Source organism: Xenorhabdus budapestensis, assembly GCF_017743015.1.
In the GTDB taxonomy this organism is placed as follows: domain Bacteria; phylum Pseudomonadota; class Gammaproteobacteria; order Enterobacterales; family Enterobacteriaceae; genus Xenorhabdus; species Xenorhabdus budapestensis.
Map to the genome: position 1 here is coordinate 1,190,463 of NZ_CP072455.1, position 18,994 is coordinate 1,209,456.

Below are 18,994 nucleotides of genomic sequence, written 5' to 3' on the forward strand. Positions count from 1 at the left end.
ATTCTATGATTTTAAATAAAATTTATATTGAATATCCAATGAAATAACGCTTTTTTCGTGATAGATATAACACTAATTGCAGCTTTTTCATCACAAAATGCTAACCACTTCTAAAAAACAAAATTTTCAAATTTATGCAAATTGAAATAAATATTTTACTTGATATATTTTTATCCACCCCAAAAGCAGATACAGAGGTATCAAGGAGAATTTATGTTCAATATTGTATTATTTGGCGCAGGTAGGATTGGGCGGGTTCATGCAGCTAATATTGCCAACCATAAAGAAACTTGCCTTTACTCCGTGATTGACCCTGATCAGGCAAATGCAGAAATACTGGCACAGAAATATCAGGCTAAAATACAAACGACTGAAGAAGTGATGGCTGATCCCAATGTGCACGGTGTTCTTATTGCATCAGCAACAGATACACATGCTGATTTGATCGAACTGGCGGCTCGGCACAATAAAATGATTTTCTGCGAAAAACCGGTTCACCTTGACCTTGAACGGGTTCGACAGTGCCTTGCTATAGTCAAGCAGTTTCAGGTTCCTCTGTTTGTCGGTTTCAACCGTCGTTATGATCCTCAGTTTCGTCGGCTGAAAAATTTATTCCATTCCGGCAAAATTGGTAAAGCAGAATCTCTGCTTATCACATCCCGTGACCCTTCTCCTCCACCTGCTGAATATATCCGGGTTTCTGGTGGTATGTTCAGGGACATGACTATCCATGATTTTGACATGGCTCGTTTTATTATCGGTGAAGAACCCTGTGCTATTTATACACAAGGCAGTAATTTGGTCGATCCTGCCATTGGCTTGGCTGGTGATATTGATACTGCGTTTATTGTTATGAAGTTTCCTTCAGGAGCTATGGTAACCATCTCCAACAGCCGTCGTTCAGGGTATGGCTATGACCAACGCCTTGAACTACATGGTGAAAAAGGCTTACTGACGGCGGGTAATATTAAGGAAAACAGCGTGGAATTTTGGGGAGAAGATGGATGCCTTTCTGCCAAACCTGAACACTTTTTCCTGCAACGTTACCATGAGGCGTATATCGCGGAATGGAGCCATTTTGTCGATGTTATGGCAGGCAGGGCCACTCCCGAAACCACGGGTTTTGATGGTGTACAAGCATTGTACCTTGCTGATAAGGCACTTGAATCCTTACTGACTGGTAAGGAAATTAAATTATAAGCAACAAAATATTATAAAAATAAGAAAGATCATTTTTTCAGGAAAACCATTTTCTTGTCGGCCTGTTGCTGCCTTTGGGCAGAAAATCAGGGGGAGGAATATATGTCAGCTTTTCTTTCTTTTATTGGTTTTACCCTGCTGGTTGCTGGGATTGCTTATTATAAAACAAGGAACAAACATTTAATTGATTCCACCGAAGGGTATTTTCTAGGTGGACGCTCTCTGACCGGAATTTATATCGGCAGTTCCATGTTATTAATGAACCTATCCACAGAACATCTGGTTGGTTTGAATGGATTGGCATTCAGAACAGGGTTTATTGTTATGGCATGGGAAGTTATAGCAGCGTTAACTATTGTGCTGTTTGCCATTTATTTTTTGCCAAAATATTTAAAATTGGGTATCTCAACAATTCCTGAATATCTGGAGCGGCGATTTGATAAAAACACATTGCTGATTACCTCAATTTTATTTCTGGCAATGTACGTTATTTCGTTACTGCCTATTGTTTTATATACCGGCGCTATTGCACTGGAAAGTTTATTTCAGGTTTCTCAGATATTTCAGGTCGATAAAACCACTGCATTATGGATTATGGTCTGGGGTGTTGGTGGGCTTGGCGCTATTTACGCTATTTTCGGCGGAATTAAAGCAATTGCAGTTGCTGATACTCTTAATGGTATCGGATTAATTGTCGGTGGCGGGATTGTTACTATTTTCGCTTTATTGTATGTAGGCGATGGTAGTGCATGGAAAGGCCTGACCGACGTTTATCAGGCACACCCTGATAAATTTAACTCCATTGGCAGTGAAGATTCACTTGTCCCATTTTCAACTTTGTTCACAGGATTGATCATTTCTAACATGTTTTTCTGGTGTACCAACCAATCCATCGTACAAAAATCACTGGGAGCAAAGAATCTGGCAGAAGGGCAAAAAGGAGTGATGTTATGTGCCGTGTTGAAGCTTATTATCCCGTCTATCATTATTTTACCCGGCGTTATCGCATTTCATATCTTCAATGGGCAAATAGATAATCCGGATAATGCCTATCCTGCATTAGTGCAATTAGTTTTGCCTAAAATACTGGTTGGCTTTTTTGCCGCGGTTGTTGTCGGGGCTGTATTCTCAACATTCAGTGGTGGACTGAACTCTTCCGTTACTCTGTTTACTGTCAATATTTACAAACAACGAATTAATCCAAATGCCAGCGAAGCACGGACAGTCGCAGTGGGTAAATATCTGGGCATTGGACTGGCATTGCTAACCATGTTTATTGCACCACTTGTTGCTAATGCACCGGATGGTTTGTTTTACCTTATTCAGCAATTACAAGGTATTTTCAATGCTCCAATTCTCAGTGTAGTACTTGTCGGGTTAATGACAAAACGTGTTCCCCCGATTGCCGCAAAACTGGGGCTGTTGTTTGGTATGTCGGCTTATATCATCTCTAACTTTATCCTGCACATCAATATCCATTTCTTCCATTTGGTCGGTATCCTGTTTGTACTGAACGTTATTTTCATGCTGACGATTGGTTATTTCTTCCCTGCTGAAACTTATCAAGAAGTGTATACAAAACAAGTGGATATTACGCCGTGGGCAATGGTGAAACCAATGGGATGGCTGATTACTCTAGTGGCAATATCAATGTATGTTTTTCTGGCACAGAACGTGCCGCTATATGTAATAACACTCTACTATGTGTTTGCTGCCGGGATCTTGGGTTATGTCTTTTATCAAATCAGTAAAGCACTGTTTAAACGCTCTATTCACAGGAAAAGTGCATAGAAAAAACCAGACAGATGAACCGGAGAATAAATGACATGAAAGAGATTCGGATTGGGTTAATTGGCGCGGGTTATATCGGACGTTCCCATGCTATTGCTTATGCACAAGCTCCTACGGTATTTCCACTAAAAGGGAAACTGATACGTGAAATGATTGCAGGAATAACCCCTGAACTTGCCCAGATCCATGCAAAAGAACTTGGTTTTCTGCGTTCAACCGGAGATTGGCGGGAACTGGTTGCTGATCCAAACATTGATGTGGTTGATATATGCACGCCTAATTTCTTGCATAAAGAAATGGTATTAGAAGCTATCAAACATGGCAAACATATCTATTGTGAAAAACCACTGGCCCTGAACTCCCAGGATGCTAAAGAAATGATGGCAGCAGCGACAGATGCGGGAGTGAAAACGTTGGTAGGTTTTAACTATATGAAAAACCCTACAGCGCAGTTAGCAAAAGAAATTATCTCGAAGGGTGAAATTGGTGAGGTTGTGCACTTTTACGGTACACATAATGAGGATTATATGGCAGATCTTCTGAGTCCGATTCATTGGCACTGCCTTAAAGATAAAGCAGGTTTGGGAGCACTTGGTGATCTCGCCGCTCATATTATCAATATGGCGCAATATCTGGTGGGAGACATTATGACTGTTTGCGGTGATCTGGAAACAGTAGTGAAAGCACGCCCTAAAAAATCCGGTTCTCCAGTGTTAGTTCCCGTTGAAAATGAAGATCAGGCACATGCGATGGTACGTTTTGATACAGGAGCAATGGGCGTGATTGAAACTTCCCGTATTGCCTGTGGCCGCAAAATGGGACTGAGTTATATCGTGACAGGTACTAAAGGAACTCTGAGCTTTACTCAGGAACGAATGGCTGAGTTGAAACTATATCGACATAATGAACCGGCAAATCGTCAGGGTTTCAAAACCATTCTGCTTGGGCCGGAACATCCGGATTACGCCCCTTTCTGTAATGGTGCCGGGCATGGCATTGGTTTCAATGACCAGAAGACGGTGGAAGTCAGGGATTTGATTGATGGTATCGCTCAGGATAAGGCTATTTGGCCTGATTTTACTGAAGGCTGGAAAGTCTCCCGTATTTTAGATGCGATTGTACGCTCTCATGATCAAAAACGCTGGGTTAATGTTTCTGAAATTAATTAAATCTCGCGGTTATATCCTATGGATTTTAAGATGCAGCGCGACGGCAAGGGAGCGACAAATTCGTTCCTGACGAATTTGCCCAGCCAAAGGCTGGCCTCCGGTGAGAAGCAGGAGCCTCTCATTAATTCCCAGGAGCATAGATAACTATGTGACTGGGGGGAGTGAGCGCCGCCAACAAAGCTGCAACTTGGAAGATGACGGCTATCGCAAAATTGGTTAGCAAAATGCGTATTTGTTAAGAGGCTGAGTAGTGATGGAGCAACATAAAGAGTTTGATGTTATCTGCATGGGGCGTATTGCAGTTGATTTATATGGTCAGCAAATAGGCGCCCGTCTGGAAGACATGAGCAGTTTCTCTAAATACCTTGGTGGTTCTTCCGGGAATGTAGCCTACGGCACTGCGCTTCAGGGATTGAGATCATCCATGTTGGCCAGAGTTGGTGATGAACATATGGGGCGTTTTTTACGTGAAGAACTGGAGAGAGTGGGATGTGATACCAGCCATTTAATCACAGATAAAGAGAGGCTCACGGCTTTAGTGTTACTCGGTATTAAAGATAATGAAACTTTCCCGCTGATTTTCTACCGTGATAACTGTGCTGACATGGCTATTACCCGCGATGATTTCAGTGAAGACTATATTGCATCCGCCCGTTGTTTGGCAATTACGGGAACACATCTTTCCCATCCGCAAACCCGGGATGCAGTATTGACAGCATTACAATATGCCCGTCGCAGTGGGGTAAAAACGGTACTTGATATTGACTACCGCCCTGTATTATGGGGGTTGACGTCACTTGGTGACGGCGAAATCCGTTATATCGCTTCAGAGCAGGTCACAGCACAATTACAGAAAGTGCTTTCTCAATTTGATCTGATTGTAGGAACTGAAGAGGAATTTCATATCGCGGGCGGCTCTAAAAATACTGTTGACGCTTTGCGTTGTGTAAGGGAGTTAAGTAAAGCAACACTAGTCTGCAAACGTGGGTCATTAGGCTGTTCCGTGTTTACCGAAAATATTCCTGATATCCTTGAAGAAGGTATTACAGTACAGGGAGTTAAAGTAGACATACTGAACGTCTTAGGGGCTGGTGATGCCTTTATGTCTGGCTTGCTACGGGGATACCTTAATAACGAAAGTTGGGAGCAGAGCTGTACTTATGCGAATGCTTGTGGTGCATTAGTGGTTTCCCGCCATGGTTGCGCGCCAGCGATGCCAGATAAAACTGAATTGGATAATTACCTTGTACGATCTGCGGAAGTTCATCGTCCTGATTTAGACATTCATCTAAACCATCTCCATCGTATTAATAGTCGTCATAAAATTAGTGGTCGTAATAAACAGTGGCAAGAGTTGTGTGTCATGGCGTTTGATCACCGTATCCAGTTTGTTGAAATGGCACGTAAGGTTAATGCTAATCCTGATCGCATTCCACAACTGAAAAAACTGTTATTCCGCGCCAGTCAGGAAGTGAGTACAGAAGCCTGTCTGGAAGGTCATTCCGGAATATTGTGTGACAGCACTTTCGGGCAGGATATTCTTAATGCAGCGACTGGAAAAGGGCTATGGATTGGGCGTCCGATTGAATTGCCGGGTTCCCGTCCACTGCGCTTAGAGCATGGTGATATTGGTTCCCAGCTTATCAGTTGGCCGCGGGAACATATCGTGAAATGCCTGCTATTTTTCCATCCTGAAGATGTTCATTCTTTGCGTTTGGAGCAGGAAAGAACAGTTCAGGAAATTTATGCAGCCTGTTGCCAGTCTGGTCATGAACTATTATTGGAAGTGATCTTACCATCGGGTATGACGCATTCTGATGAGCTTTACCTGCGTGCACTCCAACGTTTTTACAATCTCGGCATTAAGCCGGATTGGTGGAAATTACCCCCTATGCAGCCCACGACCTGGGATCAAATTGAAGAATTAATTACTCAGCGAGACCCTCATTGTCATGGCGTCGTGCTCCTTGGTCTGAATGCTTCCGAAGAGATATTAAAGGCAGGTTTTAACGCTGCGGCGGGTAAATCCATTGTCAAAGGTTTTGCTGTTGGGCGCACGCTGTTTGCTAGACCATCCCTGAAATGGCTGGCTGATGAAATTGATGATCAAACACTCATCCTGCAAGTAAAAACGAATTACAACAACCTGATTAGCTACTGGCGTCAACGTGGTAGTGAAGAAAAAAGCTGGAGCATAACTTACTCTCACTGATTTACTCTCACCTTACAGGAGAACCATCATGACTGTTCAACTTGGCATCAATCCTCTGACATGGACCAATGATGATCTGCCTTCTCTGGGCGCAGAAACCCCGTTGGAAACTTGTTTGGCAGAAGGGCGTCAGGCAGGATTTGCGGGTTTTGAACTCGGTAATAAATTTCCCCGTCAGTCACATATACTAGGGCCAATTCTGGCTTCCCATGATTTGCAATTGGTGTCTGGCTGGTATTCAGGGAATTTATTGACGCGCAGTGTTACAGAAGAAATTATGGCTGTTCAGCCACATTTAACCTTGTTACGTGAACTGGGTGCAAAGGTGATGGTCTTTGCAGAAGTGACCAATTGTATACATGGCGAACAGGATAAACCGGTGCATTTAAGGCCTCTTTTCCCGGCAGAATGCTGGCAGGAGTATGGCGAAAAGTTGACAGAATTTGCCCATTATTCTCAATCTCAAGGTGTTCAGATTGCCTATCACCATCATATGGGCACAGTGATTGAAAGTGCAGAGGACATTGATAATTTGATGAAAAACACAGGTGAAGAAGTGGGACTATTACTGGATACCGGGCATTTAACCTTTGCCGGAGATGACCCACTAGCCGTAGCAAAACGTTGGAGTAAACGAATCAATCACGTACATTGCAAAGATATACGCCTGGATGTGCTGAAAGATGTCAAAAATCGTAAAACGAATTTCCTCAATGCAGTATTAAGTGGCGTCTTTACTGTACCTGGTGATGGTTGTGTGAATTACCCGGACATTTTTAATGTATTAAAAGTTAATGACTATCATGGTTGGCTGGTTGTTGAAGCAGAACAGGATCCTGCTGTTGCTCATCCACTGACTTACGCCACACTGGGGTATAACAATTTGTCACGCTTCGCCAGAGAAGCCGGGTTGATTTAAGACGCTGACATTAAAAATGACCTTGAGGTAATCACATGTCTAATTTGCTATCAAAGTATCATAAGCCTGATCAGCACAAGCGGACGCAACATATCACGCCGGAAATAGCGAACTGGGGTTATGTTCATTTTGATGTTTATGAATTGAATACGGGAGAGTCAATATCATTAGCGGCTTCGGAAAATGAAACTTGTTTAGTATTGGTTGTAGGAAAAGCGACTGTGGTTACTGCCCAACAAAGATTCGAGCAGATTGGTGATCGTATGAGTCCATTTGAGCGTAAAAAACCTTATGCTGTTTATGTTGCGCCGCATGAAACAATGGAAATTGTCGCCCAAACTCATCTTGAACTGGCTGTTTGTCAGGCAAAAAGTAAAGGGAATTATTCCACCCGATTGATTACACCACAGGATATCGGTGCTGAACAACGTGGTAACGGTAACAACCGTCGTTATGTTCATAACATCCTACCGGATAATCAGCCTGCTGATAGTTTATTGGTGGTTGAAGTTTATACTGATGAAGGCTGTACTAGCTCTTACCCTAGCCATAAACATGATACTGATAATGAACCACAGGAAACCTATTTAGAAGAAACTTATTATCATCGATTAAATCCACCACAAGGTTTTTGTTTACAGCGTGTCTATACTAATGATCGTTCACTAGATGAAACGATGGCGGTATATGACAAAGATGTTGTTATGGTGCCGGAAGGGTATCACCCGGTAGCGACTATTGCTGGGTATGACAGCTACTATCTGAATGTGATGGCAGGGCCAACTCGTAAATGGTTATTTACTTGGGAAACAGACCATCAGTGGGTTAATGATGAAGCTTATGCCGAAAAGCATGCCAGACGTTAGGGGCTGTGCTCCAATTATTGCTCCCAAACGGGGAGCAATACATCAAGGATTATCATTATGAGAGGCGTTTAAAGGCACATTTAATTAACCAATAAACCACACTTGCCATCAGTAATGAATTAATTGTTGGTACTCCCCATTCAATAGTTAATCCAATAACACTACCTACAACACTGGCGATTATTGCTGCCCAGCCGATAGTCGGAGTTTCGTCTGGAAGATTACCTTTTTGTTTACTTTCATCTAATACTTTGCGATAAGAGCGCAAGATATAATAATCAACTAACATTACGCCCAATATTGGTGGGAAAACAACACCAAGTACAGTAAGAAAATCTACAAATCGGTCTAAAATGCCGAGAATGGAAAACAAAGTTCCTAATATTCCAATTATGATTGTTGTAGGAGGATAGCGTAATTTTTTACCGGTGATACCTTCGACAGCATTAATAATTCCCAATGATGAAGAGTATAAGTTCAGATCATTAACTCTTAATGTTGAGCATACGACAACGAACAAACCTGCACCACCTGCGACTTGTGACATAATAGTAACGACATCAGCAGTATTTAATGCTTTCGCGATTAAAATTGCCAGACCATTGATGACAAATTCACCAGCAATAATTGTCAGCAAAGTGATCCCAAAAACATGTTTTCCTGATTTGGTATAGCGTGTCAGATCCGGGGTCATCAGACTGGCAACAATCGCACCCCCAACAACTATCGTAATACCTGCACTGATGGACAGAGTTTCATCTGAATGAGGCAGATTTAAAATCTCATACCAATATTGACCTGAACCGCCTGATAATACGATGGTAGAGATATAAACAACCAGAAGAATAAACATGGGGACAGTAATTCTGGCAGTAAACCGTAATGCCTTAAAACCAAAAGCGACTAATGTCGTCAATAAAGTACCGGATATTGCCGCAGCTAAACCAAATCCGAGTTTATTCCCGGAGGCAAAGTTAAAAGATTTAGCAAAAATAGCATTTTGGATGCCAAACCAGCCTAATAAGCTGACAGCAATAACAAGGCCAATTAACACCGAACCGATTCGACCAAAACCACACCACCGTGCCAGTAAACTGCCAGATAACCCCTCTCGCATACCTGCAAAGCCAAGCCCAAAAGTTACAATACTAAAGATCAGGCTGCCAATAAAAATAACAATAAACGCATTTGTCAGTGTCATGGAGCTGCCGAGGACAGCTCCAAGCATAAACTGATCTAATGCTGTTAACATGCCCATATGAACGATAGCCACGCTCAGCAGAGATAAGCGCTGTTGTTGTGGCATTCGGTCTAATGGACAGTGTTCAATTTTGAGCACTATCATCGTTCCTTGATTTTTTAGAGAAAGAGGACACCTTTTTCAATTAGACGTTCGGGAATATAGCTGTCTAATTGCAAATTCCTGCAAAATTCTTCAAATTGCTGGAGTGAGTGAACATTGGCTTTTTGATAGACGTTGTATATCCGATTTTCTATTGTTTTAGGACTGACATCATAAATTTGAGCTATTTCCTTATTTGAACGTCTTTGCAGCATTAAAAAGATAATATCCAGTTCTCCTTTAGTGAACAGATCTGTTTCAGTATCGGTTGTCAGAACACTGGGTTTTTGTCGATTAATATACTTGAGAGGAGAGAGGCCACTTAGTGGTTTGGCATTCCAAACAATCCCGATACACTCTTTTTCATCGTTATACACAGGAAACTTTTCGCTGATAAAAGGAGCAAGGTTATTCTTTCCATACCAATAATGTGTTTCGATAATGGAAACTCTGTCTTTTGACTCTTCAGTCCTCCGGTCATGCTCTTTCAGATCTTGGGAGAATTGATCTTCAGACCAATGAGCAGGAAACTCGCAATCAAGCTTACCCTCTACGTCAAAACTTTTAGGTGTATTGGTGTATAGATAAGCTGCTTTGTTCATATAAATATGGCGGGACTCCAGATCCTTAATGCCCCAAGGATCGCTCAGATGCTCCATCATGGCGATCAACCCCTTTAGATAAGGTTCATTATTTTTATAGGTTGAACTCATTTCTATCCCATATAGTTTACACATGGTAAATGTAATAAAGTAAATAGTAACTTATGCATCTATATGTTATTCCTTGTTAACCTTTAAGTAGGAATAATAATTTTGGGTAAAATTTAGGTGATTTAAGCTAAAAAATATCAACATAAGTCATATTTCCTCTATTTTATATTATTTCATATTTTTATTTTTTGTTTATTAATGATGTAAATCAAAATATAACCTATTGAATTAATATTTTCTATAAAAAACAATTTAGTTGTATGATTAAATAATCAGGTTGAAAATTAAATTGCTATCATCTTTTCTGTTTTATGGCAAGGGTGTTTTTCACTCTTTTTAAGTTTGATAAAACATGTTTATTCTGAAAGCCCATAAAAATTAGATGGTTACATATTTTTTTAGGCATTGCTATGTATAAAAAACAAAAAATGGAATACCTGAGAAAAAATCTACAATATTTACTTGATTCCAGAGGGGAAAGCAGAGTATCACTTTGTGATCGGACCGGGCTTAATCGTACAACTATCTACAATATCTTAGATGGTCGAGTACAAAGTGTTCACTCTTCAACTATCCAGAAAGTATCCAACTTTTTTGGTGTTTCGTATAGTGAAATAGAGACAACTGATATAGCAGAAAAAGAACGTATTGATGCGATTGTTTCTTATGAAGGTAATATGAATCCCAGCGCTGTGCCGTTGTTTAGGCAATCTGAATGTGTCACTGTCGAATTCTTTGAAAGTAAAATTGGTTCCCTGATCGTTGGAAGAGAGCTGACTTATTATTTTGGTTTTGGCCCTAATATCGTCGCCATTTTACTTGAGAATGATTTTTCAGGTAAATATAATGCTGGTGATTTATTAATAGTTAGGAGAGGTAATTATCAAAGCGATAATCCTAAGTTATGTTTCGAACCAAAACAGAAAAAGTTTCATATCAGCGAGTTTTATATTGAAAATGCAGATGATTTGATAGTGATTGGGGATATAATGGAAGAGAGGTTTGGGTATGGGAAAAAAATATAAATTACTAGGATTCAATAGTCAGAATAATACAGCGAATGTATTGATTTCATCAACCGTAAAAGTTTTAAGGATTAATATAAAGGAGCTAGACCAGCTTTCCAAATTCTCCCTCAATATATGAAATTGAAGAACGAAATGAAAAGTTTTGGGTTGTTTATTCACTTCTCGCCTTATTGCTGGCAATTTTCTATACTTTCAGTAATATAGCAGCAGCCAAGCCTGTTTATATCGAATATTTTGATATCATCGTTACTCCGGGTACTTTCATTTATCCTTTTTCTTTTTTAGTCATTGATTTACCCAGTGAACTTTATGGGTTCAGATTAGCAAGAAAAGCAATATATATGTCGCTGGCTTCTAACCTGATCATAGTCTCATTATTGAGTTTATCGACGAGCTTACCAGCTATTCCAAATTGGAGTTTGAATGATCAATACAATGATTTGATGAACCATATCCTATCAGCGATTTTTGCTTCCTCGTTGTCATTTTTAGTATCTGAACTAGTCAATTCATATGTCTTGTGTAAGTTAAAAGCCATGACAAATTCCCGATTCTTAGCACTAAGAGTATTTTTCAGTACTTTCATCGCGTCGATTCTTGATAGTTTTGTTTTCTGTTTTGTTGCGTTATACAGAAAACTTCCATTAAATCAAATTATTGCAATGATGATTATTCAGATATTAATTAAAATTTTCTTTGCACTATTTAATGTCTTCCCCGCTTACGGTTCGCGTTATTTATTCAATCGTTGGGTTGTTAACACCACACATTAATGAGCAGCATGGAGAGTTTTTCTCCATGCTATTTCCTCGATTGAATCCTATTTTATGTTGTATAACATCTTGCGATGCGAATGAAGCTAGTTGCTGGCTGGTACGTTTTTGAAACCAGATCGTGACTAGAAGGCTGCTACAATTTCCGTACAGTTATACAGTAGTTCTTTTCATATTCACATCATCTATGTAAGAAATTTTATCAGATGCGTTTGTTTTTTTATATTTAATAGTTAGTGCAACGAATTTTTATTTTATTTATTAAAATCAATTGAATATGAGATTTTGTGCTATGTTTTATTTTTTATGTATCAAATAATGACGCCGAGATTGAGTATAAAAATCAACATTTGAACTTTTATTTGTTGATTTTATCGTGCGTCTGGTGTATTAATTTGTCTGTAAAAATATAAGTTATAATTAAGGTTTTGTCTGAGTATCAGGTAGTGCATCTTCACTGCCTTTTATGTAGACAAATATTTTCATTATTTTGAATAGTTAGTTTTGACTCGCCCAACACCAGGGTAATCTTAGAACACTTTTTGTTCTTATATGGTAATCAGTCTCTTAGTCAGCTCTGCTGGTTAAGAGACTGAATAACCTTAATTTTATGAACAAGTTTCACATCTTAAATCAAGCGGTAAGCCATCGTGCGATAGCATTCTTCATGACCGACAACTTCCCCGAACTCAGCTCTAACTATCATTCCCTCAATAAATGTTATCAACGCTTCTGCTTTGGATTCCGTATCTTTTGAGACTGTTAAGAAAACTGATAATAGCAGTGACTTTAACCATGTTTTGTGTTGTTGAGCTTGTTTAACGATAGCTTCATCGTGTCCTTTGAATTCAGCCAAAGCATGCATAAACAGGCACCCTTGAAAATCTTTTGTAGAAAACCATGAAAAATGCCAATCCAGAATAGCATTGAGTTTGTTTTCGATTCCTTCTGTTGAAGACACAGCAATAGTGAGTTCTTTTTTAAACCTCTGATGGCGTCTGAATAGCATTCCTTCGATCAGCTTATTTTTGGAACCAAAGTAACGGTACATGGAGGTTTTTGATACATTCGCCTGATCTCTTATCAAATCGACGCCAACAACGTTGTAGCCAAATTTATTAAATAGTGACTCGGCAATATCTAGGATGTGTTCTTTTTTACTCATAATATTTTCTTGTTAGTTATTCGATCTAGTTCTATAAAAGATAGCTTTTAGGGTAAATCTAAGGTTGTTTTTGTGTGTACAGATCTGTACATTTATCTGGGTGTACAAGTTTGTACACATGGTATCATACCTATTGGACTTTATTGCAGATTGTTAATCTGAAAGTGAAATAATCTATTTACTGCGGATGACGTAAGAGAGATTGGTGAAGTTATCAATTTCTTTCCATAACATGTTAAATATTTTGGAGAAAGTATGTCTGAATCCTTTGAAAAAAGAATCCCTATCCCTCCATTTACTTATGAAACTGCAATGCAGAAAGTCCGTATTGCTGAAGATAGTTGGAATACTCGTGATACAGCTAAAGTTGCTCTGGCATATAGCAAAGATACCAAATGGCGAAATAGAACAGAGTTCGTAAATGGCCGGAATGAAGCAAAAGATTTACTAATCCGAAAATGGAGAAAAGAGCAGGATTATCGTTTGATTAAAGAGCTATGGGCAGTGGAGGGAAACAGAATTGCTGTAAGATATGCTTATGAATGGCATGATGATTCAGGAAATTGGTTTCGTTCATATGGTAACGAGAATTGGGAATTTGATGAAAACGGCATGATGGTCAACCGTTTTGCAAGTATCAATGATATGCCTATTAATGAGGATGAACGTAAATTCCATTGGCCTTTGGGACGTCGTCCAGATAATCACCCTGGACTCAGTGAATTAGGTCTATAAATTGCAGTCGCATAATTGCCAAAGGAAACTGGTGGGCAAGTTTGGAAGAATGCAAGCCAAAATTTATTGCTACTGTAAGTAGTTATGACGAATAAGCGTGACAAATCTCGCCCTTTTAGGGCGAGGTAAAATAGCACAAGCGGGAATTAGCAGATTTGGGTCATGCATTCAACGTGTCGATTGGTTCTAAATATAATATTCTCTTTCGATAAAAGTGCCGATGACTTTGTCGTGCATTTCCGGCGATTTTGAATAACCGAGTGTTTTTCGATTCAATTGTTTAATTCTATTCCGTAGGGTAAGATTTTCGCGTTCGATACGTTGCGTAAAGGTTTTTCCAACCAGATGTTTATTCGTCGGTAATATGTTGTAAGCTTTTAAATTGTCTGTACACCAGAAGGCGACATTGAATCGAGAGAGCTTTTTCAAGCGTTTCTTGAGTGTTTGCTTGCTTCGTTTGCCGAAAGTATGTGCAATGATACGCTTTAGTCGAGGGTTCCCAAGCATACCATAGCCAACGTTGTTGCTTTTTATTTTCAACAAAAGACCACATTCGTCAACTTCGCAAGTAAGCTGAATTTCCATATTATCCAGAGGGCGTGTTGTTACACATCGCGGGCAGAGTTTTTTAAAGTGTGAACAACCGCATTAATGCTGATATGTAATGCCCGTGCGGGTATCACGAATACCTGCATTATTCATCGCGAGATCAACGACTTTTTTTTAATTCCGGCTTCGCAGGCACGATAGGAATAGTCAAGTTGGAAAGTGCGATTACAAGACAAACAACGATAACGTTGATGACCACCTCTACCCGTACCATGCTTTTTGACATCTTTTGTCTGATCGCAAAAGCGACACTTCACTTCAACCGTTGCCACAAAAATTCTCCCTCATCAAAAAATGGCTATTATATCTAAAGAACAACACGTTGAATTCGTGACCAAAATTCCTTGTCAGATTAACTCTGAACTGCACACATCAAATTCAAGAAAAACAAATTTTCGCCCAGCGTGCTAAACCCGTTGTGACAGAACCAAAGTGGTTACCACTGACCAATGGAACATTTGGCAACACTTGTTCAACTGCCCGTTGCAGAATAGGAGAGCTTGCTGAACCTCCGGTCATAAAAATAACGTCCGGTTTAACTCCTCCCTGAACTACGGCCTCACTAACAAGTCTGGTCATTTTCGTTTTGGTGGATTCGATAGCTGCAATCATCTGTTCACGTTGAATCCCAACTTCAATTACCTCTGATAATAAGTTTAATTTAACGCGATATTCACTGTCTTTTGACAGTGCAATCTTAGCTTCTTCGGCACTGCGTACCAGACTATACCCCAGTGTCTCATGATAAACTTTCAATAACCGCGCTAATTTTTCTGGCTCTTGCGCATCTTTATGCAGAGATTTTAACGTGGTTAAGTTCTGCGGAGAGTAGAATTCTTTTTGTGCCTGTACGTCATTGATAGCAATTGGATTCCAAAACTGGATGAGTGGCATCTCAATACCCGATGTAAATTTGCTGCCTAACCCGAAAGGGTGCATCAATTGCTTAAACGTCAGGTTAATATCCAGATCATTGCCGCCAACACGTTGACCAGTATGTGCCAATAGGCTGTCGTTGCGTTCAGATTTTCCACTCCAGTCTGGCCCCATTTGAATAAGAGAACAGTCTGTTGTTCCGCCACCAATATCAACAACCAGAACAATTTTATTCTCTGTCAGTGTGGCTTCATATTCCAATCCTGCTGCCACAGGCTCAAATTGAAATTCTATGCTACGGAATCCCGCCCGTTTTGCTGCTTGCAGTAGAATTAATTCAGCTTGTTGGTTCGACTTTTCACCACCACGCCCGTGGAAATTGATTGGCCGCCCAATGACTACCTCTTCAACACATTGTTGTGTCTTGGTTTCTACCTGTTGTTTAATGTTTGCCATCATGGCGCAAACCAGATCTTCAAAAGAACTGATTTGCGCCTCTCTCAGTCCCATAGCACCAAGGAAGGATTTCGGTGATTTCACATAGTAAATATCTTGAGGATCTTCTAAATATCGAGTCAATGCAGCTTGCCCGAATACAATATCTTCAGGCAGAAGCTCTATACCTTCCTCACGATTTGTATTAATTGAACTACGGAGCAATTGTTCTCCGGCTGGAGAACTCGGGCTGATTTTTCTGTGACGAAATAGGTGCTCAGAAACTGATTCTCGGGTTGGTGCTGCCAGAGCAGAAGGCATATAGAAGTTGTCATTTTCGATAGCAATCAATTGTGGCGTATTTCCGATCATTTCCGCTACTGCGCAATTTGATGTGCCATAGTCAAAACCGATGAACATATGTTGCCTCGTCTTCAATCGTGGAAAAATCGTCAAAAAGGCGCAGATGCTATCGCAAATCAGATTTAAACGCGAGCAACTTTCAATAACATAATCCGGGGTATTTCTTATATGATTGGTCTCCAGTTCATTGAACAATAAATTAAGAATAATGCTCTGGAAACCAATTCATAATTAGCAAAAAAGTAATTTACAGTTTTTGCTAGTGACATAGGATATTAGTTTAAAAATTACTGCTTTTTAGCATATTCTTGCATTGCTTTTGCATGATAAGCGATATGCTCACCGATAAAACTAGCAATAAAATAGTAGCTATGATCATAATCAGGACGAAAATTTATTGTCACAGGGTAATTTGTTTCATCACAAATATTCTGTAATAAATAGGTACATAATTGGTTATTCAGAAACTCATCATCAGTTCCTTGATCAATAAAAATTGGAAGCTGTTCTGTCGCTTTTGCATTTTTGATCAATTCTACTGTGTCATACTGTTTCCATAGCGACCTGTCTTCTCCCAGATAGGCGGAAAATGCCTTTTCCCCCCAAGGAACCTGACTTGGTGCCACAATAGGAGAAAACGCTGATACACTGCAATAACATTGCGGGTTTCTCAGCGCAATGACTATCGCACCATGTCCACCCATAGAGTGCCCACTGATTGCCCGCACACCAGTGACAGCAAAGTATGCCTCAACCAATTCAGGCAGCTCTGAAACCACATAATCGTACATGCGGTAATGTGGCTCCCAGGGTTGTTTTAATGCATTGAGATAAAACCCTGCCCCTTTTCCAATATTATAAGAAGGGGCATCAGCGATATCATGCCCTCTAGGGCTGGTATCCGGAGCGACAATGACAACACCATGTTCAGTTGCGTAGCGTTGAGCTCCGGCTTTTGTAATGAAATTCTGCTCAGTACAGGTTAAGCCAGAGAGCCAGTACAATACAGGTAATTTCTTTTCTTTAATCTGAGGTGGCAGAAAAATTGAAAATTTCATCTGACAATTCAGGGAATTGGATTCATGTTGATAGATATCCTGCCATCCGCCAAAACAGGCACGATGTTCAATTCTTTCCATGGCTTTTCTCTCTAAGATTGTAGGTTCAGGTTCTTCAACTATATGGTTTATATCTTTTATGGTTTATATCTGGTTGTTCCTGTAACAGTTATTCAATTAATAATGAATAACTGTCCGAATAGATTTACTTTCGTGCATCAGATCAAAGGCTTCATTAATGCTTTCCAATGGCATTTTATGGGTTACGAAAGGTTCAAGTTCAATTTTCCCTTTCATTACATCTTCCACCATTCCCGGTAATTGACTACGGCCTTTAACTCCGCCGAAAGCCGTTCCTTTCCATGTTCGCCCGGTAACAAGCTGGAATGGACGAGTAGAAATTTCTTGTCCGGCGCCAGCAACACCGATAATGACTGATTGTCCCCAACCACGATGGGCACTTTCGAGAGCTGCGCGCATCACATTGACGTTACCAATACATTCGAAAGAGTGGTCAACTCCCCACTTTGTCATATCCAGAATAACCTGTTGAATCGGTTTGTCGTGATCATTGGGATTAATGCAGTCAGTGGCACCGAATTGCTTGGCTAGCTCGAACTTAGCTGGATTGGTATCAATAGCAATAATACGTCCGGCCTTAGCCTGACGAGCTCCTTGGATCACGGCAAGCCCAATTCCACCCAGACCGAAAACTGCTACAGAGTCTCCCGGTTGAACTTTGGCAGTATTATGCACAGCTCCGATCCCCGTCGTGACGCCACAACCTAACAGGCAAACATGTTCATGATTGGCTTCTGGATTGATTTTTGCCAGTGAGACTTCAGCAACTACCGTGTATTCACTGAATGTAGAACATCCCATGTAGTGATAAACAGGTTGTCCATTGTAAGAAAAACGCGTTGTACCATCGGGCATCAGGCCTTTTCCTTGTGTGTCGCGAACGGCAATACAAAGGTTAGTTTTACTGGATTGGCAAAATTCACATTTGCCACATTCAGCCGTATATAACGGGATGACATGATCACCGGGTTTTACGCTGGTTACACCTTCACCGACCTCAATCACTACACCAGCTCCTTCATGCCCGAGAACAACAGGGAATATCCCTTCAGGGTCATCACCTGAAAGAGTGAAAGCATCAGTATGGCAAACACCTGTGTGGCTGATTTTTATCATTACTTCACCGGCCTTCGGTGGTGCTACGTCAATTTCAACAAGTTCGAGAGGTCTGTTTGGGCCAAAAGCAACGGCAGCACGCGATTTCATAGAATTCCTCTTTTTTCTGACATAAAAGTGAATTTGAATTGTCCGGCATATGGCGAACATGGAAAGAATACGCATTCACGTATTATAGTTGTATCGTAAATTTGATCATCAATTGATTGTACTTAATGGTAACGGTGATCGGTATAATTTAGTCCAGAAGATAACAGGTGAAGATACAGGCTATAATCAGAGGCAGTGATTATATTGTCACGAATATCCAGATAATAAATAAGATAGGTAATATGTATATAAAAAATAATTGAATTATATTTTTTGTTACCCTCGCTTTTAACTTGATAATATTTTCTTGAAGAAGAAGGTTACTGTTTGTGAAGAGATGTTTTGCATAAATAACATGTTTGATAATTATCTAATTTTAATTAAATAAAAAGTTATTATCACTATGATGATAAATTTGTTTGGTTACTATAAAAATATAGACATGTAACAAAA

General features: G+C 40.1%; 17 protein-coding genes. 9 read left to right on the forward strand and 8 right to left on the reverse strand.

The features are described from left to right. Window positions 1–213 precede the first annotated feature (213 nt). The 6 genes from iolG to iolB all read left to right on the forward strand — a co-directional run bounded on the left by iolG (window position 214) and on the right by iolB (window position 8,157). Window positions 214–1,200, forward strand: a complete 987-nt coding sequence (gene iolG / locus HGO23_RS05410) for an inositol 2-dehydrogenase (RefSeq protein WP_209028210.1) — start codon at window positions 214–216, stop codon at window positions 1,198–1,200. Window positions 1,201–1,302: 102 nt separating this feature from the next. Beyond that, the gene (locus HGO23_RS05415; RefSeq protein WP_099136036.1) at window positions 1,303–2,991 is read left to right on the forward strand and encodes a solute:sodium symporter family transporter; all 1,689 of its coding nucleotides are present in this window, start codon (window positions 1,303–1,305) and stop codon (window positions 2,989–2,991) included. A 35-nt stretch (window positions 2,992–3,026) separates the two neighbouring features. Next, window positions 3,027–4,160: a Gfo/Idh/MocA family protein gene (locus HGO23_RS05420; protein WP_099136035.1), complete on the forward strand. Its 1,134-nt coding sequence runs from the start codon at window positions 3,027–3,029 to the stop codon at window positions 4,158–4,160. 253 nt (window positions 4,161–4,413) lie between these two features. Beyond that, window positions 4,414–6,372, forward strand: coding sequence for a bifunctional 5-dehydro-2-deoxygluconokinase/5-dehydro-2-deoxyphosphogluconate aldolase (locus HGO23_RS05425; protein WP_209028711.1), 1,959 nt, complete (start codon window positions 4,414–4,416; stop codon window positions 6,370–6,372). A gap of 28 nt (window positions 6,373–6,400) precedes the next feature. After that, entirely contained in the window at window positions 6,401–7,291 is an 891-nt protein-coding gene (iolE, locus tag HGO23_RS05430) for a myo-inosose-2 dehydratase (protein WP_209028211.1), read from the forward strand. Window positions 7,292–7,326: 35 nt separating this feature from the next. After that, window positions 7,327–8,157: a 5-deoxy-glucuronate isomerase gene (gene iolB / locus HGO23_RS05435; protein WP_209028212.1), complete on the forward strand. Its 831-nt coding sequence runs from the start codon at window positions 7,327–7,329 to the stop codon at window positions 8,155–8,157. A gap of 55 nt (window positions 8,158–8,212) precedes the next feature. On the opposite strand, the gene HGO23_RS05440 is transcribed toward iolB, so the two are convergent. Both HGO23_RS05440 and HGO23_RS05445 read right to left on the reverse strand, forming a co-directional pair. After that, the gene (locus tag HGO23_RS05440; RefSeq protein WP_209028213.1) at window positions 8,213–9,496 is read right to left on the reverse strand and encodes a cytosine permease; all 1,284 of its coding nucleotides are present in this window, start codon (window positions 9,494–9,496) and stop codon (window positions 8,213–8,215) included. 20 nt (window positions 9,497–9,516) lie between these two features. Beyond that, complete coding sequence (locus HGO23_RS05445; protein ID WP_209028214.1) at window positions 9,517–10,212, reverse strand: helix-turn-helix transcriptional regulator; 696 nt, start codon at window positions 10,210–10,212, stop codon at window positions 9,517–9,519. Window positions 10,213–10,622: 410 nt separating this feature from the next. Between HGO23_RS05445 and HGO23_RS05450 the strand changes: the two genes are divergently transcribed. Next, window positions 10,623–11,237, forward strand: a complete 615-nt coding sequence (locus HGO23_RS05450; RefSeq protein WP_209028215.1) for a helix-turn-helix domain-containing protein — start codon at window positions 10,623–10,625, stop codon at window positions 11,235–11,237. A 173-nt stretch (window positions 11,238–11,410) separates the two neighbouring features. After that, window positions 11,411–12,013: a queuosine precursor transporter gene (locus HGO23_RS05455; RefSeq protein WP_244967897.1), complete on the forward strand. Its 603-nt coding sequence runs from the start codon at window positions 11,411–11,413 to the stop codon at window positions 12,011–12,013. A 628-nt stretch (window positions 12,014–12,641) separates the two neighbouring features. Here the strand turns inward: HGO23_RS05455 and HGO23_RS05460 are convergent. After that, complete coding sequence (locus HGO23_RS05460; RefSeq protein ID WP_209028216.1) at window positions 12,642–13,178, reverse strand: TetR/AcrR family transcriptional regulator; 537 nt, start codon at window positions 13,176–13,178, stop codon at window positions 12,642–12,644. 255 nt (window positions 13,179–13,433) lie between these two features. On the opposite strand from HGO23_RS05460, the gene HGO23_RS05465 reads away from it, so the two are divergent. Then, the gene (locus HGO23_RS05465; RefSeq protein WP_099136026.1) at window positions 13,434–13,913 is read left to right on the forward strand and encodes a nuclear transport factor 2 family protein; all 480 of its coding nucleotides are present in this window, start codon (window positions 13,434–13,436) and stop codon (window positions 13,911–13,913) included. 186 nt (window positions 13,914–14,099) lie between these two features. Here the strand turns inward: HGO23_RS05465 and HGO23_RS19600 are convergent, their stop codons facing one another. The 5 genes from HGO23_RS19600 to HGO23_RS05485 form a co-directional block, all read right to left on the reverse strand. Then, complete coding sequence (locus tag HGO23_RS19600; RefSeq protein WP_244967898.1) at window positions 14,100–14,498, reverse strand: IS1 family transposase; 399 nt, start codon at window positions 14,496–14,498, stop codon at window positions 14,100–14,102. A gap of 113 nt (window positions 14,499–14,611) precedes the next feature. Further along, entirely contained in the window at window positions 14,612–14,794 is a 183-nt protein-coding gene (locus HGO23_RS19605; RefSeq protein ID WP_342355497.1) for an IS1 family transposase, read from the reverse strand. A gap of 106 nt (window positions 14,795–14,900) precedes the next feature. Beyond that, window positions 14,901–16,253: a molecular chaperone gene (yegD, locus tag HGO23_RS05475; RefSeq protein WP_209028217.1), complete on the reverse strand. Its 1,353-nt coding sequence runs from the start codon at window positions 16,251–16,253 to the stop codon at window positions 14,901–14,903. 230 nt (window positions 16,254–16,483) lie between these two features. Then, window positions 16,484–17,335: an S-formylglutathione hydrolase gene (gene fghA, locus HGO23_RS05480; RefSeq protein WP_099136025.1), complete on the reverse strand. Its 852-nt coding sequence runs from the start codon at window positions 17,333–17,335 to the stop codon at window positions 16,484–16,486. Window positions 17,336–17,431: 96 nt separating this feature from the next. After that, the gene (locus tag HGO23_RS05485; RefSeq protein ID WP_209028218.1) at window positions 17,432–18,541 is read right to left on the reverse strand and encodes an S-(hydroxymethyl)glutathione dehydrogenase/class III alcohol dehydrogenase; all 1,110 of its coding nucleotides are present in this window, start codon (window positions 18,539–18,541) and stop codon (window positions 17,432–17,434) included. Between the last annotated feature and the right edge of the window lie 453 nt (window positions 18,542–18,994).

Excerpts from the sequence above, each read along its gene's own strand:
- iolG (WP_209028210.1), top strand. The coding sequence starts at position 214 with ATGTTCAATATTGTATTATTTGGCGCAGGTAGGATTGGGCGGGTTCAT.
- HGO23_RS05415 (WP_099136036.1), top strand. The coding sequence starts at position 1,303 with ATGTCAGCTTTTCTTTCTTTTATTGGTTTTACCCTGCTGGTTGCTGGG.
- HGO23_RS05420 (WP_099136035.1), top strand. The coding sequence starts at position 3,027 with ATGAAAGAGATTCGGATTGGGTTAATTGGCGCGGGTTATATCGGACGT.
- HGO23_RS05425 (WP_209028711.1), top strand. The coding sequence starts at position 4,414 with ATGGAGCAACATAAAGAGTTTGATGTTATCTGCATGGGGCGTATTGCA.
- iolE (WP_209028211.1), top strand. The coding sequence starts at position 6,401 with ATGACTGTTCAACTTGGCATCAATCCTCTGACATGGACCAATGATGAT.
- iolB (WP_209028212.1), top strand. The coding sequence starts at position 7,327 with ATGTCTAATTTGCTATCAAAGTATCATAAGCCTGATCAGCACAAGCGG.
- HGO23_RS05445 (WP_209028214.1), bottom strand. The coding sequence starts at position 10,212 with ATGAGTTCAACCTATAAAAATAATGAACCTTATCTAAAGGGGTTGATC.
- HGO23_RS05450 (WP_209028215.1), top strand. The coding sequence starts at position 10,623 with ATGTATAAAAAACAAAAAATGGAATACCTGAGAAAAAATCTACAATAT.
- HGO23_RS05460 (WP_209028216.1), bottom strand. The coding sequence starts at position 13,178 with ATGAGTAAAAAAGAACACATCCTAGATATTGCCGAGTCACTATTTAAT.
- HGO23_RS05465 (WP_099136026.1), top strand. The coding sequence starts at position 13,434 with ATGTCTGAATCCTTTGAAAAAAGAATCCCTATCCCTCCATTTACTTAT.
- HGO23_RS19600 (WP_244967898.1), bottom strand. The coding sequence starts at position 14,498 with ATGGAAATTCAGCTTACTTGCGAAGTTGACGAATGTGGTCTTTTGTTG.
- yegD (WP_209028217.1), bottom strand. The coding sequence starts at position 16,253 with ATGTTCATCGGTTTTGACTATGGCACATCAAATTGCGCAGTAGCGGAA.
- fghA (WP_099136025.1), bottom strand. The coding sequence starts at position 17,335 with ATGGAAAGAATTGAACATCGTGCCTGTTTTGGCGGATGGCAGGATATC.
- HGO23_RS05485 (WP_209028218.1), bottom strand. The coding sequence starts at position 18,541 with ATGAAATCGCGTGCTGCCGTTGCTTTTGGCCCAAACAGACCTCTCGAA.